Annotated in this window: 24 protein-coding genes; 14 read left to right on the top strand and 10 right to left on the bottom strand. The window is 52.0% G+C overall.

The genetic code is table 11. The features are described from left to right. Positions 1–82: 82 nt before the first annotated feature. Both F7P81_RS16360 and htpX read right to left on the bottom strand, forming a co-directional pair. Positions 83–1,522, bottom strand: a complete 1,440-nt coding sequence (locus F7P81_RS16360; RefSeq protein WP_151160294.1) for an RsmB/NOP family class I SAM-dependent RNA methyltransferase — start codon at positions 1,520–1,522, stop codon at positions 83–85. After that, the gene (gene htpX / locus F7P81_RS16355; protein ID WP_151160293.1) at positions 1,519–2,559 is read right to left on the bottom strand and encodes a zinc metalloprotease HtpX; all 1,041 of its coding nucleotides are present in this window, start codon (positions 2,557–2,559) and stop codon (positions 1,519–1,521) included. The genes F7P81_RS16360 and htpX overlap by 4 nt, the downstream gene beginning before the upstream one ends. 149 nt (positions 2,560–2,708) lie before the next feature. Here htpX and F7P81_RS16350 point away from each other — a divergent pair, with 149 nt between their 5' ends. Further along, the gene (locus F7P81_RS16350) at positions 2,709–2,957 is read left to right on the top strand and encodes a DUF1674 domain-containing protein (protein WP_151160292.1); all 249 of its coding nucleotides are present in this window, start codon (positions 2,709–2,711) and stop codon (positions 2,955–2,957) included. A gap of 18 nt (positions 2,958–2,975) precedes the next feature. Here the strand turns inward: F7P81_RS16350 and F7P81_RS16345 are convergent, their stop codons facing one another. Further along, positions 2,976–3,428: a GNAT family N-acetyltransferase gene (locus F7P81_RS16345; protein WP_151160291.1), complete on the bottom strand. Its 453-nt coding sequence runs from the start codon at positions 3,426–3,428 to the stop codon at positions 2,976–2,978. Positions 3,429–3,517: 89 nt separating this feature from the next. Here F7P81_RS16345 and F7P81_RS16340 point away from each other — a divergent pair, with 89 nt between their 5' ends. Next, positions 3,518–4,396 (top strand): NAD-dependent epimerase/dehydratase family protein, encoded by an 879-nt coding sequence (locus tag F7P81_RS16340; RefSeq protein WP_151160290.1) that lies wholly within the window; start codon positions 3,518–3,520, stop codon positions 4,394–4,396. 17 nt (positions 4,397–4,413) lie between these two features. Here F7P81_RS16340 and acs read toward each other — a convergent pair whose 3' ends face one another. Both acs and F7P81_RS16330 read right to left on the bottom strand, forming a co-directional pair. Then, positions 4,414–6,369, bottom strand: coding sequence for an acetate--CoA ligase (acs, locus tag F7P81_RS16335; protein WP_022709886.1), 1,956 nt, complete (start codon positions 6,367–6,369; stop codon positions 4,414–4,416). Between the two features lie 303 nt (positions 6,370–6,672). Continuing rightward, positions 6,673–7,365, bottom strand: coding sequence for a YggS family pyridoxal phosphate-dependent enzyme (locus tag F7P81_RS16330; RefSeq protein ID WP_151160289.1), 693 nt, complete (start codon positions 7,363–7,365; stop codon positions 6,673–6,675). A 114-nt stretch (positions 7,366–7,479) separates the two neighbouring features. Here F7P81_RS16330 and leuS point away from each other — a divergent pair, with 114 nt between their 5' ends. Then, positions 7,480–10,095: a leucine--tRNA ligase gene (gene leuS, locus F7P81_RS16325; RefSeq protein ID WP_151160288.1), complete on the top strand. Its 2,616-nt coding sequence runs from the start codon at positions 7,480–7,482 to the stop codon at positions 10,093–10,095. Next, positions 10,082–10,663 (top strand): LPS assembly lipoprotein LptE, encoded by a 582-nt coding sequence (gene lptE, locus F7P81_RS16320; RefSeq protein WP_151160287.1) that lies wholly within the window; start codon positions 10,082–10,084, stop codon positions 10,661–10,663. The genes leuS and lptE overlap by 14 nt, the downstream gene beginning before the upstream one ends. A 214-nt stretch (positions 10,664–10,877) precedes the next feature. Here the strand turns inward: lptE and fsa are convergent, their stop codons facing one another. After that, on the bottom strand, positions 10,878–11,531 hold the full coding sequence (fsa, locus tag F7P81_RS16310) for a fructose-6-phosphate aldolase (RefSeq protein ID WP_151160285.1): 654 nt from the start codon (positions 11,529–11,531) through the stop codon (positions 10,878–10,880). A 267-nt stretch (positions 11,532–11,798) separates the two neighbouring features. Here fsa and F7P81_RS16305 point away from each other — a divergent pair, with 267 nt between their 5' ends. The 7 genes from F7P81_RS16305 to F7P81_RS16275 all read left to right on the top strand — a co-directional run bounded on the left by F7P81_RS16305 (position 11,799) and on the right by F7P81_RS16275 (position 20,136). Next, a complete protein-coding gene (locus F7P81_RS16305; RefSeq protein WP_151160341.1) occupies positions 11,799–13,934 on the top strand; it encodes a primosomal protein N' in 2,136 nt (711 codons plus the stop codon). Positions 13,935–14,129: 195 nt separating this feature from the next. After that, on the top strand, positions 14,130–14,519 hold the full coding sequence (locus F7P81_RS16300) for an AGROH133_08824 family phage infection protein (protein ID WP_022709892.1): 390 nt from the start codon (positions 14,130–14,132) through the stop codon (positions 14,517–14,519). Positions 14,520–15,050: 531 nt separating this feature from the next. Beyond that, positions 15,051–15,611 (top strand): F0F1 ATP synthase subunit delta, encoded by a 561-nt coding sequence (locus F7P81_RS16295; RefSeq protein ID WP_022709893.1) that lies wholly within the window; start codon positions 15,051–15,053, stop codon positions 15,609–15,611. Next, the gene (gene atpA / locus F7P81_RS16290; protein WP_022709894.1) at positions 15,611–17,140 is read left to right on the top strand and encodes a F0F1 ATP synthase subunit alpha; all 1,530 of its coding nucleotides are present in this window, start codon (positions 15,611–15,613) and stop codon (positions 17,138–17,140) included. The genes F7P81_RS16295 and atpA overlap by 1 nt, the downstream gene beginning before the upstream one ends. A gap of 22 nt (positions 17,141–17,162) precedes the next feature. After that, a complete protein-coding gene (locus F7P81_RS16285) occupies positions 17,163–18,053 on the top strand; it encodes a F0F1 ATP synthase subunit gamma (RefSeq protein WP_022709895.1) in 891 nt (296 codons plus the stop codon). Between the two features lie 17 nt (positions 18,054–18,070). Continuing rightward, complete coding sequence (gene atpD / locus F7P81_RS16280) at positions 18,071–19,552, top strand: F0F1 ATP synthase subunit beta (RefSeq protein ID WP_022709896.1); 1,482 nt, start codon at positions 18,071–18,073, stop codon at positions 19,550–19,552. A 176-nt stretch (positions 19,553–19,728) separates the two neighbouring features. Beyond that, entirely contained in the window at positions 19,729–20,136 is a 408-nt protein-coding gene (locus F7P81_RS16275; protein ID WP_022709897.1) for a F0F1 ATP synthase subunit epsilon, read from the top strand. A gap of 84 nt (positions 20,137–20,220) precedes the next feature. Here F7P81_RS16275 and F7P81_RS17155 read toward each other — a convergent pair whose 3' ends face one another. From F7P81_RS17155 to F7P81_RS16260, 4 genes are all read right to left on the bottom strand, one after another. Beyond that, positions 20,221–20,367: a hypothetical protein gene (locus F7P81_RS17155; protein ID WP_170265303.1), complete on the bottom strand. Its 147-nt coding sequence runs from the start codon at positions 20,365–20,367 to the stop codon at positions 20,221–20,223. 79 nt (positions 20,368–20,446) lie between these two features. Continuing rightward, positions 20,447–20,746 carry an ElaB/YgaM/YqjD family protein gene (locus F7P81_RS16270; protein WP_022709899.1) on the bottom strand — a complete coding sequence of 100 codons (300 nt, stop codon included), beginning with the start codon at positions 20,744–20,746 and terminating at the stop codon, positions 20,447–20,449. Positions 20,747–20,887: 141 nt separating this feature from the next. After that, positions 20,888–21,229 carry a hypothetical protein gene (locus F7P81_RS16265; protein ID WP_151160284.1) on the bottom strand — a complete coding sequence of 114 codons (342 nt, stop codon included), beginning with the start codon at positions 21,227–21,229 and terminating at the stop codon, positions 20,888–20,890. Positions 21,230–21,344: 115 nt separating this feature from the next. Then, a complete protein-coding gene (locus tag F7P81_RS16260; protein ID WP_151160283.1) occupies positions 21,345–22,007 on the bottom strand; it encodes a GntR family transcriptional regulator in 663 nt (220 codons plus the stop codon). A 293-nt stretch (positions 22,008–22,300) separates the two neighbouring features. On the opposite strand from F7P81_RS16260, the gene F7P81_RS16255 reads away from it, so the two are divergent. The 3 genes from F7P81_RS16255 (at position 22,301) to F7P81_RS16245 (ending at position 25,600) form a co-directional block, all read left to right on the top strand. Further along, on the top strand, positions 22,301–23,194 hold the full coding sequence (locus F7P81_RS16255) for a dihydrodipicolinate synthase family protein (protein WP_028233386.1): 894 nt from the start codon (positions 22,301–22,303) through the stop codon (positions 23,192–23,194). A gap of 118 nt (positions 23,195–23,312) precedes the next feature. After that, on the top strand, positions 23,313–24,590 hold the full coding sequence (locus tag F7P81_RS16250; protein ID WP_151160282.1) for an NAD(P)/FAD-dependent oxidoreductase: 1,278 nt from the start codon (positions 23,313–23,315) through the stop codon (positions 24,588–24,590). 8 nt (positions 24,591–24,598) lie between these two features. Then, positions 24,599–25,600, top strand: a complete 1,002-nt coding sequence (locus F7P81_RS16245; protein WP_075657259.1) for a 4-hydroxyproline epimerase — start codon at positions 24,599–24,601, stop codon at positions 25,598–25,600. Positions 25,601–25,723: the final 123 nt, after the last annotated feature.

Raw genomic sequence — 25,723 nt, 5'->3', positions numbered from 1 at the left:
TGAACTCTTTGTTAACCAAGAGCTGCGGAATGATGTGGATCGGCATGTTTTTTTAAGAAACAGATAAGTTATTGGCTGGTTTTCAGGCCGGACGACGGAAGCGCGCAGCAAAGAAACCGTCAAGACCGGCCATTTTCGGCTCATCATGAGGCAAATCAGCAGGCGTTGAACGCAGGAAGCCCTGATCTGTAATCAGCTGTTCCATTCCCTTCAGTTCTTGCACCTTGAATGGTTCGGATTTCAGCACGCCTTCTGCAAGAATAGCCTGCGCCATATCTTCACCTTCCTCGCGGTTAAGCGAGCAATTGGAGAAGACAATAATGCCGTCCGGTTTGACCAGAGAAATGGCATGACGAAGAAGTTTGGCCTGTACCTGTGCCAGCCGGACAATATCATCCGGTGTTTTTGTCCAGAGTACATCCGGATGGCGGCGCACTGTACCGGTGGATGAGCAAGGCGCATCCAGCAGAATGGCGTCAAACAACTCGTCTGTCTGATAATCGAGAATATTGGTCGCGATCAGTTCCGCTTCCAGTTGCAGACGGTCGAGATTGCTTTTCAGACGCTTGAGGCGGTTCTTATTGATATCGAATGCGGTGACTTTAGCTCCGGCCATAATCAGCTGAGCAGTTTTGCCGCCGGGTGCGGCGCAAAGATCGGCAACGCGTTTGCCTTTGATATCACCGAGCAAAGTTGCAGGCAGGCTTGCTGCCGCATCCTGCACCCACCATTCGCCTTCTGCAAAACCTTCCAGCGAGGTGAGGGCGCCCTCAAAGGAACCGAGACGCACGGAGCCGTTTGGCAGCAGCGTGCCGCCGAGTTTTTCAGCCCATTCTGCCGGGTTGCTTTTAACCGTCAGATCAATGGATGGTTCATAGGCCTGCATCGCCAGAATGGCTTCTGCCTGTTTCTTGCCATAGGTTTTAGTCAGGCCTTCAATATACCATTCAGGGCCGTTCGGAATTTTCAGCTCGATAGCGCGTTCTTTATTGCGGGTGAGGCGGCGCAGCACGGCATTGACGAGGCTGGCATATTTGCGGTTGCGCGGATCGATATTGGCGGAAGTCACAGCCAGATCAACGGCTGCATGATCCGGTACGTCGAGATAGAGGATCTGTGCCGCACCGACATGGAGCAATTGCTGCAAGGCAGTCGCATTGGCAGGCAGCGGACGGTCGAGCAGCTTGCACAAGGCTGTTTCAATGGTGTTGCGATTGCGCAAGGCGGTGCCGAGAATAGCGCGCACAAGTGAACGGTCGCGGTCATCCAGTTCCATATATTGCGGGTGACCGTGATGCGCATCCGTGAGGCCGTCCAGCGATGTGTTCTTGGCAACCACGGCATTGAGCAGTTTGGCAGCGCATTGGCGCACATTCAGACCCGGATGCTCTGCTTCAAGCTTTGCGCGATATTCGGCCTCGGACTGACCAAGATTATGATCCTGATTTTGACTCTGCTTATCAAACGGCTTTTTATCTGAGCGAAAGCCGGTGCGTTTTGCGGCAGGGTTTTTATCGTTCAAGACCACGGTCCTTTATAGGGTTTTTCCGGCTCATCATCCGGTGATGAACCACTCTGCGGCGTTTGCCCCCACGGATTATTCCGTGACGGTGTACTGCGCGGGCGGTTCTGTGATTGGCTATTTGTCGGGCTATATGCACCAGACTGACGGTTCTGAAAACCATTATCTGTATTATCATAGACAGAATTAATGCCCATTTCCTGCGCAATGCCCTCCAGAGCGGCAATACGGTTTGCCGTATCAGGGTGGGTGGAGAACAGATTATCCGCGCCGCGGCCGCTCAAAGGATTGATAATAAACATATGCGCGGTTGCCGGATTATGCTCCGCCTCTTCATTGACAGTTTCATGGGCGCCGCGCGCAATCTTGTTCAAAGCCGAGGCCAGCCAGAGCGGGTTGCCGCAGATTTCCGCGCCGCGCCGGTCAGCGGCATATTCACGGGTACGGCTGACAGCCATCTGCACAATCATCGCCGCAAAAGGCGCAACAATCATCGCGATGATTGTGCCGATCATGCTCAGAGCATTGTTGTTTTCACGATTGCCGCCAAAGAACATAGCGAAATTGCCGAGCATGGAAATCGCACCGGCAAGCGTCGCGGTGATCGTCATGGTCAGCGTGTCGCGGTTTTGCACATGCGCAAGTTCATGCGCCATCACGGCAGCAACTTCCTGCTTGTTCAGACGCTGCAACAGGCCGGTTGTGGCAGCAACGGCTGCATTTTCCGGATTGCGGCCGGTGGCAAAAGCATTGGGCTGATCTTCGTTGATGACATAGATTCTAGGTGTTGGCAGACCGGCGCGATCCGACAATTCACGGACGATGCGGTAATATTCCGGTGCAGTATTTTCATCCGCCTCCTGCGCATTATACATACGCAGCACCATCTTGTCGGAATTCCAGTAGCTGAAGAAGTTCATGGCAACAGCTATCACCAGAGCAATCATCATGCCGCCTGAGCCGCCGATCAGATAACCGATACTCATAAACATGGCTGTCATGAAGGCAATCAGCATGGCAGTACGCATCATGTTCATTCAGTATCTCCGTTCCGGTTCGTCAATAAGGTCATTTTCATGTGATGATAAAATGGGGCTTGCAGACTATATCTTCAATAAGACAAGGGCTATGATAGCACTGCTAAAACTTAATTTGATATATGTTGCAGACGGACAGGATAAAACCCATGGATAATGAAACACCATCAGCGAATAATGTGGTTTCATTGGCAGATTATCAAAAATCGGATGCCCCTGCACCACGCAAAAAATTTGAAGACCTGCCACCTGCCGCCCAGCGTGCTTTGCTGGAGGCTGAAGAGCGCCGCGCCGCAGAACAGCAGGCAGAAGCGGCAAAAGAAATCGGTGGTCGCGGTGGTAAAGATCCGGCGCGCTATGGTGATTGGGAAATCAAAGGCCGGACAATTGATTTTTAAAGACGGATTTTTCCTTTTCTATGATTCACGTGAAATGGTGGGGAGGCGGGCATAATAGATGTCCCATTCATCCTCGCCGGTTTTGTGAAAGCCGTGTTTTTCATAAAATCGTGCAGCATCGCTTTTTTGTAAGACACTGAGCTTTATAATTTTCTTTGCCTGTTCAGCTTCGGTAATCAGTTGCGCTAAAACAAAGCTCCCTAAGCGAATTCCCTGAAATTCCGGCGCTATATAAAAATGCTCCAGAAGCCAGTCGTCTTTGTCAGGCCCCAGCGCAACACATCCGGCGAACTGGTTGCCGATCAGGATTAAGCGTGTGTGCTGCGGGCGGAAGCTGTTCTGAAAACGTTCAAACGCTCGCTGCGGGTCAAAACGGCCGATCCGTTCAAGGCTTTCCCGCATGGTGAGCAGGCGCAGCTCCAATAATCTGCTGAAATCTTCTGAACATGCGGGGCTGAAGTGAAAATGCATGATCCGGCCTCATTTGACTGCAAAGCGGTATGATTATTGCCAGAGCATTGCTATCAGGAAAACAGGTATTTCAAATACGGGTTTGACAGATGAAAATTGCGGTTACCGGTGCTGGCGGGTTTATCGGGCGCAGACTTGTCATGCATCTGCGTGAACAGGCGCATGAAGTACGGATTATTGCGCGGCATGAGCTGAGTGAGCCTGATTTTTCCGGTATAGAATGTGTCATCCATTGTGCAGGCATTGCGCACAGAAGCGGAAGCAATGCTGCCGACCCCGCAGAGATGGACGCGGTTAATCACCGGCTGGTTTTGGCTTTGGCTGAACAGGCACGCATGGCGGGAGTGAAGCGCTTCATCTTTGTTTCGACAATTAATGTGGTTGCGGGGCATCCGTCACCGCTGACAACAGATTTGTCCTATCGCCCGCTGTCTGATTACGGGCATGCAAAAGCACTGGCGGAACAAGGGCTTTTGAAAATGCAGGAGCTTGAAATCGGTATTGCGCGTCCTGCGCTGGTTTATGGTGCCGATGCCCCCGGTAATTTGCGCCTGTTATTGAAGCTTTGCGACAGTGCTGTGCCTTTGCCCTTTGGCTGTGCCAATAATCAGCGCAGTTTTGTTTCTTGTAATAATGTGGTGCGGGCACTGGAATTTATGGCTCTGGCCGGTCAGTCACAAATTGACCGCCGGATTTTCCATCTGGCTGATCCGGTTTTGCTGTCGACAAAACAGCTTGTCACAAGGTTGCGGCAGACAATGGGCAAAGCGAACAGAATGGTGCCTGTGCCACGCCCGCTGATGAAAGCAGGGCTGACACTCTTGGGCAAAAAAGCCATGTATGAGCAGCTTTTTGAAGATCTGATTATTGATGGCAGTGATCTGAAGGCAGCTGGTTTTATCTATCATGACGGCCAGCCGGATATGACCGCAATGGCCGATGCCTATATAAATAAAAAGGCCGGTTGAACCGGCCTTTTATTCTGTCACTTACGGTTCTGACGCTTTTCGATCAGATCATCCACCACTGCCGGATCGGCCAGAGTTGATGTATCGCCGAGTGCACCAAAATCATCTTCCGCAATTTTACGTAAGATTCGGCGCATGATCTTGCCCGAACGGGTCTTTGGCAGACCCGGTGCAAATTGGATCATATCCGGTGTTGCAATCGGTCCGATTTCACTGCGCACATGCTTGGTCAGTTCTTTGCGCAGCGCATCTTCATCATGCTCTGCTTCGCCGGTCATCAGCGTGACATAGCAATAGATGCCCTGACCCTTGATCGGATGCGGATAGCCGACAACGGCAGCTTCCGATACCGAGTGGTGCGAAACCAGTGCCGATTCAATTTCCGCAGTGCCGAGACGGTGGCCGGAAATATTCAGCACGTCATCGACGCGACCGGTAATCCAGTAATAGCCGTCTTCATCACGGCGGCAGCCGTCACCGGTGAAATATTTGCCCTTATAGGTGGTGAAGTAAGCCTCAATGAAGCGGCGGTGATCACCATAGAGTGTACGCATCTGACCCGGCCATGAATCGGTGATGCAGAGATTGCCGTCAGCCGCGCCTTCGATCACAGCACCTTCCGCGTCCACCAGCTGTGGCTTGATGCCAAAAAACGGACGGGTTGCCGAGCCCGGTTTCAGATCGGTTGCACCCGGCAGCGGGGTAATCAGAATACCGCCGGTTTCAGTCTGCCACCATGTATCAACAATCGGGCAGGTCTGATCGCCGACCACATTATAATACCATTCCCATGCTTCCGGATTGATCGGCTCACCGACCGAGCCGAGCAGACGCAGGGATTTGCGGGAATTGCGAGTCACGAATTCATCACCGGCACCCATCAGAGCGCGGATTGCTGTTGGTGCGGTATAGAAAATATTGACCTGATGCTTGTCGACCACTTCCCAGAAGCGTCCCTGATCAGGGAAGTTCGGCACGCCTTCAAACATCAGCGTGGTGGCGCCATTGGCGAGCGGACCGTAGACAATATAGGAGTGACCGGTGACCCAGCCCACATCCGCAGTACACCAGTAAATATCGCCTTCATGATAATCGAAGACATATTCATGGGTCATCGAGGCATAAACGAGGTAGCCGCCGGTGGTGTGCAGCACGCCTTTTGGTTTGCCGGTCGAGCCGGATGTATAAAGGATGAAGAGCGGGTCTTCAGCTTTCATTGGTTCCGGTTCGCAAACCGCATCGACGCTTGCAACTTCCTGATGATACCAGAGATCGCGGCCGCGACCCCAGTTGATCTTGCCGCCGGTACGGCGCACAACCAGAACCTTGTTTACAAACACATATTGTTTAGCGGCGATATCAATCGCGGTATCGGTATTTTCTTTCAGCGGAATAGGTTTGCCGCCGCGGATACCTTCATCTGAGGTGATGACGAATGTGGATTCACAGTCAATAATACGACCGGCCAGCGCCTCCGGTGAGAAGCCTGCAAAGACGATGGAATGCACTGCGCCGATACGCGCGCAGGCCAGCATGGCATAGGCGGCTTCCGGAATCATCGGCAGATAGATGGTAACGCGGTCGCCTTTGCGAACGCCGTGTTTTTTCATCACATTGGCAAGGCGGCAGACATTTTCATGCAGCTCGCGATAGGTGATTTTCTTGTCGATATAAGGGTTGTCGCCTTCCCAGATAATAGCGGTCTGATCTCCGCGCTTTTCCAAGTGACGGTCAATACAGTTATAAGAGACATTAGTGACGCCGTCTTCATACCAGCGGATGGAGACGTTATCTTCGAAAGACGTATCTTTCACCTTGGTATAAGGTGTGAACCAGTCAATACGTTTGCCGTGTTTGCCCCAGAATGCGTCAGGGTCGCTGATGCTTTCATTGTACCATGAAAGATAGGTGTCATTGTCGATCAGCGCGCGCGCTTTCGCCTCCGGCAAAATCGGATATTTCTTCTCGGACATAGTTCCTCCTCGCGCCGGCGGCCCTCCTTGCCGGCACATTGCATAAAAAACCGCACCATTGTTAATGCGTGCGGTTCGCATCGTAAATCAGGCAAAAAGTCTGATCTGCTCCCGTATTGGTGTCGGGGTGCCTCATAGCGTTCCCTCATAGGGTTCAATGACGGCGTAATCCCTCCGGCACAATTGTCGGAATTGCGCCGGAGTTTATAATTGTTACAGGGTGAAGCAAGACAATTATTTGCGACAAGTTGTTGTACTGTAAGATTACAGTGAAAAACTGCTCAGCTTGAAAAGAAGATTTGGTCAGGCCTTTGTTAAAGGCGGACGGCTGCCGAAAATTGCTGAACCGACACGCACATAAGTCGCGCCGAAAGCAATGGCGGTCTCGAAGTCACCGGACATACCCATTGATAATTCAGAGACGCCTGCTTCAGCCGCCAGCTTGCGTAGCAGGGCAAAATGCGGGCCCGGATTTTCATCAACCGGCGGAATGCACATCAGACCGGCAATCTCCAACCCGTGCACATCACGGCAACGGGCAACAAAGGCAACAGCTTCACGCGGATCAATACCCGCTTTTTGCTCTTCACTGCCAGTATTAATCTGAACGAATAATTTGACAGCGCGGTTCTGCTTCCTGATTTCTCCGGCAAGACTTGCGGCAATCTTTTCGCGGTCAACAGTCTGGATTACATCGAATAAAGCCACAGCGTCTGCCGCTTTGTTGGATTGCAGCGGGCCTATCAGATGCAGCTCGACGCCTGAGAATTTCTCACGCAGTTGCGGCCATTTTGCTTCTGCTTCCTGAACACGGTTTTCACCGAAAATACGTTGTCCCGCTTCCAGTGCAGGTGTGATTTCTGCGGCATCAAAGGTCTTGGAAACCGCAACCAACTGCACCGAACCTGCTGTCCGCTGCGCTTCATGTTCACTTTGCGCAATGGCCGTGCAAACTGCTTTGAGATTGTCAGCAAGGGTGCTGGCGGGTGCATTCATGGTATAAATCTCCTTTTTCTGCCGCTTCACTATGGGAGAAGGTTGACGCTTTGGCCAATCCATGATGAAGGTCGCACTACATATTCCATTCTCTTTGCATGAGTAAATACAGCCATGGTAACTGAACGGGCAACCGAACGATATAATCCGCGCGTAAGCGAAGCCCATTGGCAGAAGATCTGGGAAGAAAACAAGATCTTCGAAACGTCCAATGATGATCCACGCGAAAAATATTACGTGCTGGAAATGTTTCCTTATCCGTCCGGCCGCATTCACATCGGCCATGTGCGCAATTACGCAATGGGCGACGTGATTGCCCGCTATAAGCGCGCGCGCGGTTTTAATGTTCTTCATCCGATGGGGTGGGACGCCTTCGGTATGCCTGCAGAAAATGCGGCGATGCAGAACAAGGTTCATCCGAAAGAATGGACCTATCAGAATATTGCGACCATGAAGCGTCAGCTCAAAACCATGGGTCTGTCGCTGGACTGGTCTCGTGAATTTGCGACCTGTGATGTGGATTATTACCACCGTCAGCAGATGCTGTTCCTTGATATGTTTGAAAAAGGTCTGGTGACCCGCAAAACATCCAAGGTCAACTGGGATCCGGTCGATAATACGGTTCTGGCCAATGAGCAGGTTGTTGACGGCCGTGGCTGGCGCTCCGGTGCGCTGGTTGAACAGCGTGAGCTGACCCAGTGGTTCTTCAAGATTACTGATTTCAGTGAAGAACTGCTTGCCGGTTTGGATACGCTTGACCAGTGGCCGGACAAAGTACGTCTGATGCAGAAGAACTGGATCGGTAAATCGGAAGGCCTGCAGCTGCGTTTTGCGCTTGCTGAACGCGAAGGCGATATTGAGGTTTATACAACCCGTCCGGATACGCTGTTCGGTGCGTCTTTTGTGGCGATTGCTGCCGATCATCCGCTGGCGAAACAGTTGGCGGAAAGCAATGAAGGTCTGGCTGCTTTTGCTGCTGAATGCCGTCAACATGGCACATCTGTTGCGACACTCGAAACCATTGAGAAAAAAGGTTTCGACACTGGTTTGCGCGTTCAGCATCCGTTTGATCCTTCATGGACATTGCCGGTCTATGTCGCCAATTTCGTGCTGATGGAATATGGTACAGGCGCGGTCTTCGGTTGCCCTGCGCACGATCAGCGCGATCTGGATTTCGCCAATAAGTATAAGCTGACCGTTACACCGGTTGTTCTGCCTGCCGGTGCCGATGCGGCAAGCTTCACAATCACCGATACGGCCTATAGCGACGAAGGTACGCTGATTAATTCGCGTTTCCTCGACGGCATGACACCGGAAGCTGCGTTTAATGAAGTTGCAGATCGTCTGGAAAAGACTGATCTCTATGGCAAGCCGCAGGCGTTCCGCAAAACACAATATCGTCTGCGTGACTGGGGTATTTCCCGTCAGCGTTATTGGGGCTGCCCGATTCCGATGATTCATTGCGAAACTTGCGGAACTGTTCCTGTACCGCGCAATGACCTGCCGGTGCAGCTGCCGGATGATGTTACTTTTGACCGTCCTGGCAATCCGCTCGACCGTCATGATGGCTGGCGCCATATTAACTGCCCGAAATGCGGCAGCAAAGCCCGCCGTGAAACCGATACGATGGATACATTTGTTGATTCATCCTGGTATTTTGCGCGCTTCACTGCGCCTTGGGAAAATGAACCGACTGACCGCAAGGCTGCTGATGAATGGTTGCCGGTCGATCAGTATATCGGTGGTGTGGAACATGCGATTCTGCATCTGCTCTATTCGCGCTTCTTCACCCGCGCCATGAAAGTGGCCGGTCATCTGGAAGTGGAAGAGCCGTTCAAGGGTCTGTTCACGCAAGGCATGGTGGTTCACGAAACCTATAAGCATAATGGTCAGTGGGTATCGCCGCTGGAAATCCGTATCGAAGACAAAAACGGTGTTCGTTCGGCAACCATGCTGGATTCCGGTGAAACGGTAGAAATCGGCTCGATTGAAAAAATGTCGAAGTCGAAGAAGAACGTTGTCGATCCGGATGATATTATTTCGTCTTACGGTGCGGATACCGCGCGCTGGTTCACTCTGTCGGATAGTCCGCCGGAGCGTGATATCGTGTGGACAGAAGCCGGTGCGGAAGGTGCGCATCGCTTTGTGCAGCGCGTCTGGCGTCTGATTTCTGAAGCCGGTGATAACCTGAAAGGTGTTGCTCCGAAAGCTGCCTATGAAGGCGATGCCGCACAGATTTCCAAGGCTGCCCATAAGACTGTAAAAGCCGTCGGCGACGATATTGAGAAAATCGTTTTCAACCGTGCGATTGCCCGTCTTTATGAGCTGCTGAATGTGCTGAGCACACCTTTGCAGGCTGTTGCTGCCGGTAAAGCCGATGACGTAACCAAAGCTGCCACCCGTGAAGCGACCGATATGTTCATCAGCATGATTGCACCGATGATGCCGCATCTGGCTGAACAGTGTAATGCGGTTCTGGGCGCGACGGACTTGGTTGCCACCCGTGGCTGGCCGGTGATTGATGAAGCATTGCTCGTTGAAAATGACATTACGCTGCCGGTACAGATTAACGGTAAGAAGCGTGGTGACATTACAATTGCGCGTGATGCGGATCAGGCAACAGTGCAAGCAGCGGTTTTGGCTCTTGACTTTGTTCAGGCTGCGTTGAACGGTAGTCAGCCTAAAAAGCTCGTTGTTGTACCGCAGAGGATTGTGAATGTCGTTGTCTGATCATCACACTAAAGACAAATATCCGATCCGCAAAAAGCGGCTGGCAGTGCTGACAGGTCTCGTCCTGTCAGCGTTTGTTGCCGGTTGTACGGTGCAGCCGCTTTATTCATCAAGTGGCAGTGCCGGTGTCGGTGGTGTGCCTTCCAGTGTTAAAACCAAACTGGCATCTATCAAGGTGGATGATGTGGATTCCATTCCGGCGCAGGCGGTGCGTAACCGTCTGATCTTCGGCCTGTCCGGCGGGGCAGGGGAACCGTCGCAGCCGGCTTATCATCTGGCGCTTGGTTTCTCGACTTCTACGGAATCAGCAGTGGCTGTGGATGTCGGGGATAAAACTGAAGGTCGTGCTTCTGCCGGTACAGTGCGTGTGCGCTCCAATTATGTGCTGCGCGATAAGGATGGCAAGGTTGTAGCCAAAGGGCGTCGTCAGGTTATCGCATCCTATGACCGTCCGCGTCAGGAATTTGCGAACCTGCGTGCCCATCGTGATGCCCAGCAGCGTGCGGCCGAAGAGCTGGCGCAGTATCTTGTACTGTCTCTAGCTCAGGATATGCAGAAGCTCCCATAGCACCTGATCCAAAACCGCCAGACTGGGCTGCAAATGGCAATTTCCTGCGCTCCGGTACTCATATACCTCAAAGTACATTCCGTTCCGGTGCTCAAAAATCACCATTTTCGCCACAGCCTGACAATTTTTGACCGAGGTTCTATATCCGTGTTTCGTGAATACAAAAAAAGCCCGCTGAAAAGCGGGCTTTTTTATTCATGCGATGATTGCCTGATTAAGCAATCGACTGACCGGTTTTTGCCCAGTCTGCCAGAAATGCTTCCAGACCCTTGTCTGTCAGCGGATGTTTGACGAGGGCTTTCAGTGTGGCAGGCGGTGCAGTGATGACGTCCGCGCCGATCAGTGCAGCTTCCTTAACGTGATTGACGGTACGCACGGAAGCAGCAAGAATCTGGGTTTCAAAACCGTAATTGTCATAGATCGTGCGAATTTCACCGATCAGATCCATGCCATTCAGACCGATATCATCGAGACGGCCGATGAAAGGCGAAATATAGGTCGCACCGGCTTTGGCTGCGAGCAGCGCCTGATTGGCCGAGAAGCACAGGGTCAGGTTGGTTTCATGACCATCAGAGGTCAGAGCCTTACAGGCCTTCAGACCATCCAGCGTAACCGGCAGTTTGATGCAGATATTGTCGGCGATTTTCGCCAGCACTGCTGCTTCTTTCATCATGCCTGCATAGTCAGTTGCGGTGACTTCTGCGGAAACAGGACCGTTGACGATCGAGCAGATTTCCTTGGTCACATCAATGATGTTGCCACCGGATTTCAGGATCAGCGATGGATTGGTGGTAACGCCGTCAACCAGTCCCAGATCGTTGAGTTCACGGATGTCTTTGACATCGGCGGTATCCACAAAGAATTTCATTTCAGCTTATCCTCCGTTATGGGCTTGCTGTACAGACGGTATTATATCCGACAAAGATAGGATTGTTTAACGCATATTTCCATAAACCGAAACTGCCTTTGGTGAATAACAGCGCATCTCATCAAGAATTGAATATAAGCAGTGTTTGCGGTTAAGTGCAGTTATGAAAAATACCGGTGAAAACAGCATGCCGGAACTGATCGGGATAATTTTTTGAACGGGAAAACAGAGATTAAGACGCGTCGTGTTGTTCCGGTTCTTGTGCCGATGCCAGCGGAACGTCCCTATAGTTATCTGGTTCCTGAGGAAATGGACGTTCAGGCCGGTTCAATTGTGCGCGTGCCGCTGGGCCCGCGTGAAGTAGCCGGTATTGTCACCGATGATGCGAGCGATCAGGTCGATCCTAAAAAGCTGAAATCCATTCTGCATGTTTTTGACTGCCCGCCGGTGAGCCGCGATATGCTGCGCTTCATCCGCTGGACGGCGGATTACACACTATCACCGCCCGGTATGGTGGCAAAAATGGTGCTGCGTGCACCGGCCGCTTTCGATCCTGAACCGTTCATTCCGGGCTTGCGCTATATTGGCGGCAAAGCTGAGCGGCTGACAGCAGCGCGTGAAAAAGTGCTGGAGGTTGCCAATAATGGTCTGAGCTGGACGAAGTCCGGCCTTGCCCATGCAGCCGGTGTTTCCGGCAGCGTGGTTGAAGGGCTGAAAGCACAGGGGCTGTTCGAAGAGGTGATGATCCCGCCGCCGCCGGTGGTCGGTGAACCTGATCCGTTTTACGGGCAGGCGGAGCTGTCCGAGGGTCAGCAGGCTGCAGCACAATGTCTTGTCGAAGCGGTGGAAGAGCAAGCCTATTCGGTCTCGCTGCTGCATGGTGTGACCGGTTCCGGTAAGACAGAAGTCTATTTTGAGGCCGTGGCGCGCGCTGTCGAGTTGGGCAAACAGGTTCTGATCCTGCTGCCGGAAATTGCGCTGACCCAGCAGTTTCTCGACCGTTTTGAAAGCCGTTTTGGCACGCGTCCTGCAGAATGGCATTCTGATCTGGCACCACGCCAGCGGGAGCGCGTCTGGCGGCAGATTGCGGAGGGTACGGTCAAAGTGGTCGCCGGAGCGCGCTCGGCTTTGTTTTTGCCCTTTGCCAATCCCGGTCTGATTATTGTCGATGAAGAACATGATCCTGCCTATAAGCAGGAAGACCGCGTGTTTTATAACGCCCGCGATATGGCGGTGGTGCGCGGTTCTATCGGCAAGTTCCCTGTTATTCTGGCCTCGGCAACACCGTCGATTGAAAGTCTGGTCAATGCCAATCAGGGGCGCTATCGCTATGTGCCGCTGCAGGGGCGTTATGCCGATGCGGCATTGCCGGATCTGAAACCGGTTGATATGCGCCGTTCGCCACCAGTGGCAGGACGGTTTTTGTCGCCTGCTTTGACAGAAGCTGTCGGGCAGGTTTTGCAACGCAAAGAACAGGCTTTGCTGTTTCTCAACCGGCGCGGTTATGCGCCGCTGACTTTGTGTCGCGTCTGCGGGCACCGTTTTCAATGTCCTGATTGTTCAAGCTGGCTGGTGGAACATCGCTTCCGTGGTCAGCTGATGTGCCATCAATGCGGCTATCACGAGAAAAGTCCTGAAGCCTGTCCGTCCTGCGGGGCGCTGGATCATCTGGTGGCTTGCGGTCCCGGTGTGGAGCGTATTGCCGAGGAAACTGCTGCAACCTTTCCGGATGCGCGGATTATCGTGCTTTCATCCGATATGCTTGGCGGGGTGACACGGCTGCGCATGGAGATGGAGGCGATTGCCAAAGGGGAGGCGGATATTGTGATCGGCACCCAGCTGGTCGCCAAAGGCCACAACTTTCCGCTGATTACATTGGTGGGGGTTATTGATGCCGATCTCGGTCTGGCCAATGGTGATCCGCGTGCCGCAGAGCGCACATTTCAGTTGCTTAATCAGGTGACAGGTCGTGCAGGTCGTACAGGGCGTAAAAGTGTTGGTCTGATTCAGACCTATCAGCCTGATCATCCGGTATTGAAAGCGATTATTGCCGGTGATGCGCATGCTTTTTATGAACGGGAAATTGAAGAGCGTCAGCGCGGGATGCTTCCGCCTTTCGGGCGGTTGGCGGCGCTGATTATTTCGGCTGACAGCAGGGCAGAAGCGGAGAGCCATGCCCGTGCATTGCGACGTGCTGCGCCGAGAGATAGCGAGATTGAAGTGCTGGGGCCTGCCGAAGCGCCTTTGGCAGTGATTCGCGGGCGGCATCGCTTCCGGTTGCTGGTGCAGGGATCGAAACGTTCTGATCTGCAGTCCTATTTGCGGGCATTGCTGCAGGCAGCGCCAAAAGCGCGCGGTTCCTTACGGGTGCAGGTGGATATCGATCCGCAAAGCTTCCTGTAATCTGCGGATTTCAGAAGTTCTGATAAGACCGCTGTCATACCGTATGCTGATAATTTTGCTTTCCATGGCCACAGGTCAGGAATATAGCTCGTTAAATTAGTTATATTCGGTGTTGTCAGAGAGAGCGGCAGGTACTCCATCAGGCGTAAAAACTTGCTCTGACGAACAAACAACGACGGTTTTAAGAGGTGTAACGTGGCGTTTTATCTACCTTCAAGTCAGGGTGAATGGCTGGCATGGACTGTGGGCGTTATCACGTTGCTTTTTGGTTTGATCCTGATGTTTGCACCGGGAATTTCGCTGAAAATTCTGCGTCTCAACGCGCCTGATCTACGTGCCAATGCTCTTTCATCGGTACGGGCGACAATTGCAGGGCCTTATATCGGCCTTGGCGTGGCCTGCCTGTTATTCGCGCAACCGTTTTTATGGATGGCGTTGGGTTGCGTCTGGGGCTTTGTGCTTTTCGGCCGTCTGATTTCGATGATGTCGGATAAGGCTAACAGTTTTTATAACTGGATTGCCGTTGTGGTCGAGCTGATGCTGGCCGCAGGTCCGTTGCTCTTTGCTTTCGGCTTTGTTGCCTGACTTTTGAAACAGGCCGCGCTTCAGCAGAATCTGTCAGACAGAGGCTGAAGCGGGAATCAGTTGCGGCTGAATTATGCTCCAAAGAAAAATCGTATGATGTGAGCATAATTTTGCCGGAATTCTGCAAATGGTTAGCGAAATGCCTGTTTGGATAATCCGGCATTTTCTTCGCGGTAAAATCATCCTGCATATTCAATTAAGCTATTGTTATATTTGAATAATTATAAGCAGTGCTGATTTTTGCAGCCTGCAGTGCTTATGAACTTTAGCTCATGAAACTTGTCCGCAGCATCAAAATAGCACTGTAAAGCGCATGAAACGGCGGGATTCGCGTGTTGCGAGTCCTGATTGTCTATGCTAGACGGCTTTCGAATTTCAATGCAGTCAGGCGGGTCGTCCGCAGGGCACAGATGGTGGTGCAAATCGGCACTTCATCGGGGGGTATTGAAAAACATCAATAAAATCGCTGTTTTTGTGCATGGATAAACTATGCGTTAAAAGCGGGATTTCAACCAAGAGAGATGGTTATTCGTGACAGGATCGTCTTCGCTCATTTCCGGTGTTGCTCAGCGCTATGCTGGATCCCTGTTTGATCTGGCGCTTGAGTCTAAATCCGTTGCTCAGGTGGAGAAAGATCTTGGCCGCATCGAGGCTATGATCGGTGAAAGCGAAGAACTTCGCCGCCTGATCCACAGCCCGGTCTTCTCTGCTGAAGATCAGCTCCATGCAATTGCCGCAGTTGCAGACAAAGCCGGTATCACCGGTCTGGTCGGCAATTTCCTGCGTGTTGTTGCTGGTAATCGCCGGCTTTTCGTATTGCCGGACATGATCAAAGCTTTTTATCTGATCGCCGCTGAAAGCCGCGGTGAAGTTGCAGCTGATGTGACTTCTGCCCGCGAATTGACGCAGGCGCAGCAAAATGAATTGAAGGCGACGCTGAAGAGTGTGGCCGGCAAGGACGTGACAATCAATGTCACTGTCGATCCGTCGATTCTTGGCGGTCTCATTGTGAAGCTGGGATCGCGTCAGATTGACACTTCCCTTCGCACTAAACTTTCTTCTCTTAAGCTTGCACTGAAAGAGGTCGGCTGATGGACATCCGCGCTGCGGAAATTTCCGCAATTCTGAAAGAGCAAATCAAGAATTTTGGCCAGGAGGCAGAAGTCTCCGAAGTTGGTCAGGTTCTTTCCGTTGGTGACGGTATCGCCCGTGTATACGGTCTGGACAATGTTCAGGCCGGTGAAATGGTCGAATTTCCGGGTGGCATCCGCGGTATGGCGCTCAACCTTGAAAGCGACAACGTTGGTGTTGTTATTTTCGGTTCTGACCGTGACATTAAAGAAGGCGATACCGTTAAACGTACCGGCGCCATCGTTGACGTTCCAGTCGGTCCTGGCCTGCTCGGCCGCGTTGTTGATGCTCTTGGTAACCCGATCGACGGCAAAGGCCCGATCGTTGCAACCGAGCGTCGCCGCGTAGACGTTAAAGCTCCTGGTATCATTCCGCGTAAATCGGTTCACGAACCGATGTCAACCGGTCTGAAAGCCATTGACGCTCTTATCCCTGTTGGTCGTGGTCAGCGCGAGCTGGTTATCGGTGACCGTCAGACCGGTAAGACCGCAATCATTCTCGACACCTTCCTGAATCAGAAGCCGATCCATGATAACGGCCCTGACAAAGACAAGCTGTTCTGCATCTACGTTGCGATCGGCCAGAAGCGTTCGACCGTTGCCCAGTTCGTTAAAGTGCTCGAAGAGCGCGGCGCACTGGAATATTCGGTTGTTATCGCTGCGACTGCTTCCGATGCTGCGCCTCTGCAGTATCTGGCGCCGTTCACAGGCTGTGCAATCGGTGAATATTTCCGCGATAACAGCCAGCACGCTCTGATCGGTTATGATGACCTTTCCAAGCAGGCTGTTGCTTATCGTCAGATGTCCCTGCTGCTGCGTCGTCCTCCGGGTCGTGAAGCTTATCCAGGTGACGTATTCTATCTTCACTCCCGTCTTCTCGAGCGTTCAGCTAAGCTGAATGACGAACTCGGTGCAGGTTCTCTGACCGCTCTGCCGGTTATTGAAACTCAGGGCGGTGACGTTTCCGCGTTTATTCCGACCAACGTGATTTCGATCACAGACGGTCAGATCTTCCTTGAAACCAACCTGTTCCACCAGGGTATCCGCCCTGCTGTTAACGTTGGTCTGTCGGTTTCCCGCGTGGGTTCTGCCGCTCAGATTAAAGCGATGAAACAGGTTGCCGGTTCGATTAAGGGTGAGCTCGCTCAGTATCGTGAAATGGCTGCGTTTGCGCAGTTCGGTTCCGATCTGGATGCTGCAACCCAGCGTCTTCTGAACCGCGGTGCGCGTCTGACTGAACTGCTCAAGCAGCCACAGTTCTCGCCGCTGAAAACCGAAGAACAGGTTGCTGTGATTTTCGCCGGTGTTAACGGTTATCTCGATAAGCTGGCTGTTAATCAGGTTGGCAAATTTGAAGCCGGTCTTCTGGCATCGCTGCGCAACGAGCACAAAGATGTGCTGGATGCGATCCGCGATCAGAAGGCAATCAGCGACGAAATCAAGGGCAAACTCAAGGCAGCTATCGACGCTTTCGCCAAGAACTTTGCTTGATTAACTCTGACGGGATGAACGGATGCCTTCACTAAAGGATCTGAGAAACCGTATCGCCTCGGTTAAGGCGACGCAGAAAATTACCAAGGCGATGCAAATGGTCGCCGCGGCTAAGCTGCGTCGTGCCCAGGAAGCAGCCGAAGCGGCACGGCCGTATTCTCAGCGGATGAGTGCAGTTCTGGCCAATATTGCCCAGAATGTAAGCGGTGATGATGCACCGAAACTGATGGCGGGTACCGGTAAAGACGATGTGCATCTGCTCATCGTCGCTACTGCGGAACGTGGTCTGTGCGGTGGTTTCAACTCGCAGATCGCACGTCTCGCCCGTGAACATGCCCGCCAGTTGCTGGCAAAGGGTAAGACAGTAAAAATCATTACTGTCGGCAAAAAAGGTGCGGACATTCTGCGTCGTGACTTTAGCGGTCAGATCATCGATCACGTTGATCTGCGCGAAGTTAAGCAGCTTGGTTTCGCCAATGCCGACCAGATCGGTCGCAAACTGATCGCGCTTTTCAACAAGGGCGAATTTGATGTTGCGACACTGTTCTACTCGCAGTTCAAGTCGGTGATTAATCAGGTTCCGACTGCTCAGCAGCTTATTCCGGCATCTGCCAATGGCGGGGCTGGTGATGCTGGGGAAGCGGTTTCTACTGGTGGTGCGATCTATGAATATGAGCCGGATGCGGCTGCTATTCTTGACGATCTTCTGCCGCGCAACATCTCTGTCCAGATTTTCAGCGCTCTGCTTGAAAATGTGGCCGGTGAAATGGGCGCAAAAATGAGCGCGATGGATAACGCAACGCGTAATGCGGGCGATATGATCAACAAGCTGTCGATCACATATAACCGTCAGCGTCAGGCTCAGATCACCACAGAACTGATTGAAATTATTGCGGGCGCGGAAGCGCTCTAATCGGAAGGTAAGGATCGATGGCTAAAGCAGCGACACCGAAAACTACCAAGACCACGGCAAAGGCTAAGTCCGGCGAGGCTGCATCTGGTGCAGTCGGCCGTATCAAGCAGGTCATCGGCGCTGTCGTCGACGTCCAGTTTGATGATCATCTGCCTCTGATCCTGAACGCGCTGGAAACCGACAACCTCGGTAACCGTCTCGTTCTGGAAGTTGCTCAGCATCTTGGCGAAAATACAGTACGTACCATTGCTATGGACTCGACCGAAGGTCTGGTTCGCGGTCAGGAAGTACGTGATACCGGCGATGCGATCCGCGTTCCGGTAGGACCTGAAACACTCGGCCGTATCATGAACGTAATCGGTGAACCAGTTGATGAAGCTGGTCCGATCGTGACTGCTGCGACCCGCGGTATTCACCAGCCGGCTCCTGAATATATCGAACAGTCACCTGAATCCGAGATTCTGGTAACCGGTATTAAGGTTGTGGATCTTCTCGCCCCTTACGCTAAAGGTGGTAAGATTGGTCTGTTCGGTGGTGCGGGCGTTGGTAAAACCGTTCTCATCATGGAACTTATCAACAACGTGGCTAAAGCCCACGGTGGTTACTCGGTATTCGCCGGTGTTGGTGAGCGTACCCGTGAAGGTAACGATCTCTATCACGAAATGATCGAATCCGGCGTTAACAAGCTGGGTGGCGGCGAAGGCTCGAAAGCAGCTCTCGTTTACGGTCAGATGAACGAGCCGCCAGGTGCGCGTGCCCGTGTTGCTCTCTCCGGTCTGACGATCGCTGAAAGCTTCCGTGATGATGGTCAGGACGTGTTGTTCTTCGTGGATAACATTTTCCGCTTCACACAGGCTGGTTCGGAAGTGTCCGCGCTTCTCGGCCGTATTCCTTCCGCTGTGGGCTATCAGCCTACGCTGGCTACGGATATGGGCGCGATGCAGGAACGCATCACCACCACAACCAAAGGCTCGATCACTTCGGTGCAGGCAATTTACGTTCCTGCGGATGACTTGACTGACCCTGCGCCTGCGACTTCCTTTGCGCACTTGGATGCGACAACGGTTCTTAACCGTTCGATCGCTGAAAAGGGTATTTATCCTGCGGTTGATCCGCTTGACTCAACATCCCGTATGCTTGACCCGATGATCGTTGGTGAAGAGCATTACGAGACTGCCCGTCAGGTTCAGTCAATTCTGCAGCGCTACAAGTCGCTTCAGGACATCATCGCCATCCTTGGTATGGACGAATTGTCTGAAGAAGATAAGCTGACAGTGACCCGTGCCCGTAAGATCGAGCGCTTCCTGTCCCAGCCGTTCTTCGTGGCTGAAATCTTCACCGGTTCGCCAGGTAAGCTGGTTGATCTTCAGGATACAATCAAAGGCTTTAAAGGCCTTTGCGCAGGCGATTACGATCACCTGCCTGAAGCAGCTTTCTACATGGTCGGTTCGATTGAAGAAGCGATTGAAAAAGCACAGAAGCTGGCACAGGCCGCTTAATGTGATTGGTCAGGCAGGCTTTGGTCTGCCTGACCGTTCTTACAACAGGTGTGTCTCTTCAGACCCTCTTGTAAAACAGTTAAAACTGACAGCGTTGTTTCGATACGCTGACCTATAGAATTCAACGCCGGAACACTGTTTCAGAGCAGCTTGTTCAGGAAATTTGAGTGAGAATCATGGCTGGAACCTTCAAATTCGAACTGGTATCACCGGAACGCCTGTTGCTCTCTGCTGAAGTGAGTGAAGTGGTCATTCCCGGTAGCGAAGGCTATCTGACAGTTCTGGCCGGTCATGCTCCTTTGATGACCACCATTATTCCCGGTAAAGTAACAGTCAAAACTGCTGACGGTAAGAGCGATGCTTATATCGTTTTCGGCGGCTTCACTGACATTACACCGGAAGGCTGCTCATTGCTGGCAGAATCCGCACTTCATATTGATGAAGTTAAGCGTGAAGATATTGCTGCCCGCATCGAACATGCACGTCAACTGATTGATGATGCTGCTTCACCGGAGCATCGCACTGCTGCAGAATTGTTCCTGCATCAACTGACAACTCTTGAAGGCGCTATTCTGCCTGCATAATGCAGGGCGTTTGCAGCCTTTTGATTATAAAAAACCGCGATAAATTTATCGCGGTTTTTTTTGTATCTAAATAGATTTACAAAATCAGTTCTGTTCAATCGATACGCCTTGCTCACCGATTTTCAATTCGACACCTTTGGGTTTGGATTCCTGCTGATAGGTGTAAATCGAAAAGCCGATAATAATTACAATGAGCGCTCCGAGCAGAATATATAATCCGTTTTTATTCATAAGACCTCAGATATGCGGTGTTGTTCAGTGATCCCCGTGTATTACAGGGATCACTTCTGTCTTGCTGAAAGCTACGATCTTAACGGCGGGCTAACAGAGCCAGCACCAGACCGATACCGGCGACAAGCGCTGCGGTTGCCAAAGGATTTTCTTTGGCTGTTTCGGTCACGACCTGTGCCTGATGTCTGACTTCTCTTGCTGCAACGCGGCCGCGTTTACGGAGATTTTCATAGGTTTCGGATGCATTTTCGCGGGCATCATCGTAAAATGCAGAACCTTGCTCGGAGAGTTTCTTGGTCACCGAAGCCAGTTCGCTTTTCAGTTCCGCAATCTGGTCTTCAAATGTCTTTTCTGCATCATTACGCAATTTGGAAGCCATAGTGATCTCCTTGTGTGATGGCCATAAACCGGAGACGGGTATCTTCCGGTTCAGAAAACTATTCAAAGAGATAACGATGCAGTGCGAAATAAGTTCCTGTATTTAATAAATTACCTGTTTGAATGGCCGAATAGGAGGAACTTAGTCCTGCTGCAAGCGGGTGGAGCAGGGGTCAATCACCACTCCGCCCTTAAAGCTGTTGGTTAGCATCCCGCTGACTTCCACATGATCTCCGGCTTTCAATGCACTATTGTCATATTCAAGACAGATGACTTGTAGTCTCTGGTTCGGGCAAAGCTCTGTTACGGCAATCGGATTGGCCTCATGTACAGCTTTGACTTTTGCCTGCAGAGTAATTTCCGGCCATTGTTCGGATGTTTTGTCCCATTCGGCTGCAAGGGTGCCAATGGTCTTGCAGCTGGTCACAACCGGTCCCTGATAATCACTCTCAGCTGTTTGCGTAAAACCGGTACTGCTGAACATGAATAGCAGGCAAGGTGCTGTTAATAATTTGAATGAAAAATGCGAATTAAAAACAAACATATAGCCGATAAGCCTTTCGGAGATGAAACAGGCTTATCGGCAGCAATTACGGCACTTATGGGGTGAGTGTACGCAGATAGGCGATGAGCTGTTTTGCGCTTTCAATGGCGGCTGCTTCATCGCGGGAGACAATTGCGTCAATCATCTGCGTATGGGCGGTTGAAGAATCCTGCAGGCTGTTGTCACGGCGCAGGCGGAACCAGAAGCGGCGGCTGTGGCTTTGCAGAGGCGCGGCCAGACGTGTGGCGTAGCTGTTGAGTGAGGCGCTGCCAAGAACTTCATCAAACGCTTTATCGGCGTCCAGAAACAGTGGGATATCCTGCGTTGTGGCGGCTTGCTTCATCATGATCGCAGCTTCGCGCAGTTTCTCATGCTCATAAGCACCGGAATAACGCGCTGCATCGCGGCAAAGAATTTGTTCGACACCTTCGCGGGCATCCAGAACCTTGGTGAAATCCTTAGGGTCAAGGGCCGTAATCGCAATACCCGAGCGCGGCCGCACTTCCATAAGGCCTTCCCATGCCAGCCGCTGAATAGCTTCGCGCACCGGTGTTCTGCCCATGCCGGTGAGCTCGATCAGGACACGTTCATTGGTAACACTTCCCGGTTGCAGCTGCAGTGTAACAATATGGCGTTCGAGCAGCCGGTAAGCCTGATCCGAGAGGCTGAGTGCGGTTACGGTCTGCTGGTCGTCGGAATAGTCTGGCTGCCCTGACATAAAGGCTTTATCCTTGTTCTTGATAGCAGTTCTGCTGCCGACAGAATTTGCGGCAAGCTGTGCTCTGCTTTTAGTTTTTGCGAAGCCGATATCGCTGAAGCGCAATATGCAGGATGTATAAATTTCAATGATATTTTTCTGAGAGATACTACAAGAAGCCGGTTTTCTCAATATGAGTGCCGGTCGTCCTGGCTGGGCGATTGTTTATAAGTCTGCATTATCCCGTGCAGAATTTAATTGACGCGCATTCTGAATTTAGATATATCAGAAATATATCAATTGGGAGAGTGATTATGTGGTCAGGTATTTTTCCGGCAGTCACAACAAAATTTACTGAAAATGATGCTCTGGATCATAAAGAAATGGAGCGTTGCTTTGGTCTGCAGATTGATGCGGGCGTTGACGGTTTTGTTGTCGGCGGCTCACTGGGTGAAGGCCCGATGCTGTCGGGAGAGGAAAAGCTGGAAGTTTTCAAAACCGCCCGTGCGGTTGCCGGCAAACGTCCGGTGCTGATGACCGTTTTCGAGGCCGGTACACGTGAAGGTGCTGCTGCTGCCAAAGCTGCTGCGAAAGCCGGTGCAGACGGCCTGATGGTTGTGCCAAGCCCGATCTATTTCACCAATCCTCAGGAAACTGTCACTACGCTGAAAGCCATGGCTGCTGCCGGTGGTCTGCCGGTGATGATCTATTCCAACCGCATGGCCTATCGTGTGGATGTGACCGGTGAATGCCTTGAAGAACTGGCAAAGGACGATCTGTTTGTTGCGATCAAGGAATCCTCGGATGATATTCGTCGCACAATCGATATCGTCAATCAGTTCGGCGATCGTTTTGATCTTTTCACCGGTGTAGACAATCTGGCTTTTGAAGCACTGACAACCGGTGCAATCGGCTGGGTTGCCGGTGTTGTGACTTCGCTGCCGCGTGAAACGGTGGTTCTGTATCAGCTTATCAAACAGAAGCGTTATGATGAAGCGCTGCCGCTTTATCGCTGGATGCGTCCGCTGCTTGATCTCGATGTTTCAACCTATCTGGTGCAGAATCTCAAGCTGATTGAAGTTCATGCTATTCAGTCGAATGATCGTGTTCGTCTGCCGCGCCAGCCGCTGAGCGGAGAGCGCCGCGCACAGGTTGAAAAGATTGTAAAACAGGCTCTGGCGACACGGCCTGAACTGCCAAAAATCTGATGATCTGAACCCCGGTTAATTCAAAAATAATCGGGGTTTTTTCATAGCAAGAATGTATTTTACGGCGTAAGGTCTGCACCAGCTGAAATAACAATAAGTGTAGCAGGCAGGAGGGCACATGGCGTCGGTCAATAGCGTCAATGTGGATGGGAAGCAGAATAATTCTGAAGTAATTATAATCGGGGCAGGTATTGTCGGTATCGCTGCAGCAGCTGTGCTGAGTGAGGCTGGGCATTCTGTGCTGGTTGTGGATCGCACCGGTATTTGTGAGGAGACAAGTTCCGGTAATGCGGCGGCACTGGCATTTTCTGAAGTCTTGCCGCTCGCTTCCAAAGGTGTGATGAAAAAAGTGCCGGGCTGGCTGATGGATCCGCTGGGGCCCTTCGCTATCCGTCCGTCTTACTTGTTGAAATTGCTGCCATGGCTTTATCGCTTCTGGCGTGCCAGCAGCCCTTCGGCTCTGCGCAACAGTACTGTTGTGCAAGGGCAGATGATGCAGCTTGCCGAACGCGAAATGCTGGCATTGGCTGAACGTGCCGGTGTGACGGACATGATCCATCATGAAGGCAATCTTGAGCTTTATGAAAGTGAAGCTGAACTGCAGGCGGCTATGCCGGGCTGGGAAGCCAAAAAACAGGCGGGCATTGATTATACTGTGGTGCGCGGCGCTGAACTGGCAGCCTTGCAACCGGGATTATCACCGCGTTTTGTGGTTGGCTGTTTTGTTCCGAAATGGAAGAATGTCTCCGATCCGAAACTTTATGGTAAAGCTTTGTGGGCTTATGCAGAGAAACTCGGCAGTCGCTATCAGCAGGGTATTGTTACCAAAATCGCGCATATGCAGGGCGGAGCTGAAGTCACGCTGGCTGACGGCAGTAAGCTGCAGTGCAAAAAACTCATTGTTGCCGCAGGGGCTTGGTCACATCATCTGAGTGCTCAGCTGGGCGATGCGGTACCGCTGGAAACAGAACGCGGATATAATACGACACTGCCGGTCGGAGCCTATGACATCCGCCGTCAGCTGACATTCCCCGGCCATGCCTTTGTGATTACGCCGCTGACGACCGGCGTGCGCGTGGGCGGTGCGGTCGAACTCGGCGGGCTGACATTGCCGCCGAATTATGCGCGTTCAGAAGCTATGCTGAAAAAAGCAAAACAGTTCCTGCCGCAAATGAATATTGAGGGCGGACGGCAATGGATGGGCTATCGTCCTTCAACGCCGGATACGCTGCCGGTCATCGGTTATTCATCGGCTTCCAAAGATATTGTCTATGCTTTTGGCCATGGACATCTGGGGCTGACACAATCGGCGGCAACAGCACGGCTGGTAACGCAGCTGCTTAATCACGAAACAACCGCACTGCCTGTCAGTGCTTTCAGTCCGAAACGTTTTTGAGAAACATCATGGCAAAACATTCCTTCTTCTGTGTTGATGGTCATACCTGCGGCAATCCCGTCCGGCTTGTTGCCGGCGGGGGACCGAACCTGCATGGCTCAACCATGATGGAAAAGCGGGCGCATTTTCTGGCCGAATATGACTGGATCCGTACAGGGTTGATGTTTGAGCCGCGCGGTCATGACATGATGTCCGGCTCGATCCTGTATCCGCCGACACGGGAAGACTGCGATGTGGCTGTGCTGTTTATTGAAACATCGGGCTGCCTGCCAATGTGCGGACATGGCACGATCGGTACCGTGACTATGGCGATTGAGCAGGGACTGATCACGCCGAAAGTACCGGGCAAGATCAATCTGGATACACCGGCTGGTAAAGTCGCAATCGAATATGAGCAGAACGGCCAGTATGTGGAGAGCGTGCGGCTGACAAATGTGCCGGCATTTCTCTACGCAGAAGGTCTGGAAGTGGAATGTCCTGATCTCGGCATGCTGAAAGTTGATGTCAGTTATGGCGGAAATTTCTATGCAATTGTTGAGGCGCAACAAAATTACACGGATCTTGCCGATTATTCGGTACTGGATCTGATCGGCTGGAGCCCTGTTTTACGTCAGCGACTCAATGAGTTGTATAAATTTCAGCATCCGGAACTGGCTGATATCAACCGCCTCAGCCATATTTTGTGGACAGGAAAACCGACGAAACCGGAAGCTCATGCACGAAATGCCGTTTTTTACGGGGAAAAAGCGATTGATCGTTCACCATGTGGCACCGGCACCTCGGCGCGTATGGCGCAGCTGGCGGCACGCGGAGAGCTGAAGGCAGGCGACGATTTTGTTCACGAATCTGTGATCGGGTCACTGTTCCACGGACGTGTGGAGGCAGAGGTACAAGTTGCTGATAAGAAAGCGATAATTCCGTCAGTTGCCGGCTGGGCGCGCATGACCGGATATAATACGATTTTTATTGATGACCGCGATCCGTTCGCGCACGGATTTGTAGTTCGTTAAAGACGTCGCAAACGGAACATTGTTCAATCTTTGAAACAATGCAGAAGGGCGATTGACCGGCATTAAATTATGAGTAATCTTAAATTTCAGGAGCAGAGCAGGGGGAATATAATACTATATTAC

It is taken from the genome of Pseudochrobactrum saccharolyticum (genome assembly GCF_008801715.1).
Taxonomy (GTDB): domain Bacteria; phylum Pseudomonadota; class Alphaproteobacteria; order Rhizobiales; family Rhizobiaceae; genus Pseudochrobactrum; species Pseudochrobactrum saccharolyticum.
The sequence above is the reverse complement of the archived record's forward strand: the minus strand, read 5'-3'. Positions and strand labels throughout refer to the sequence as shown.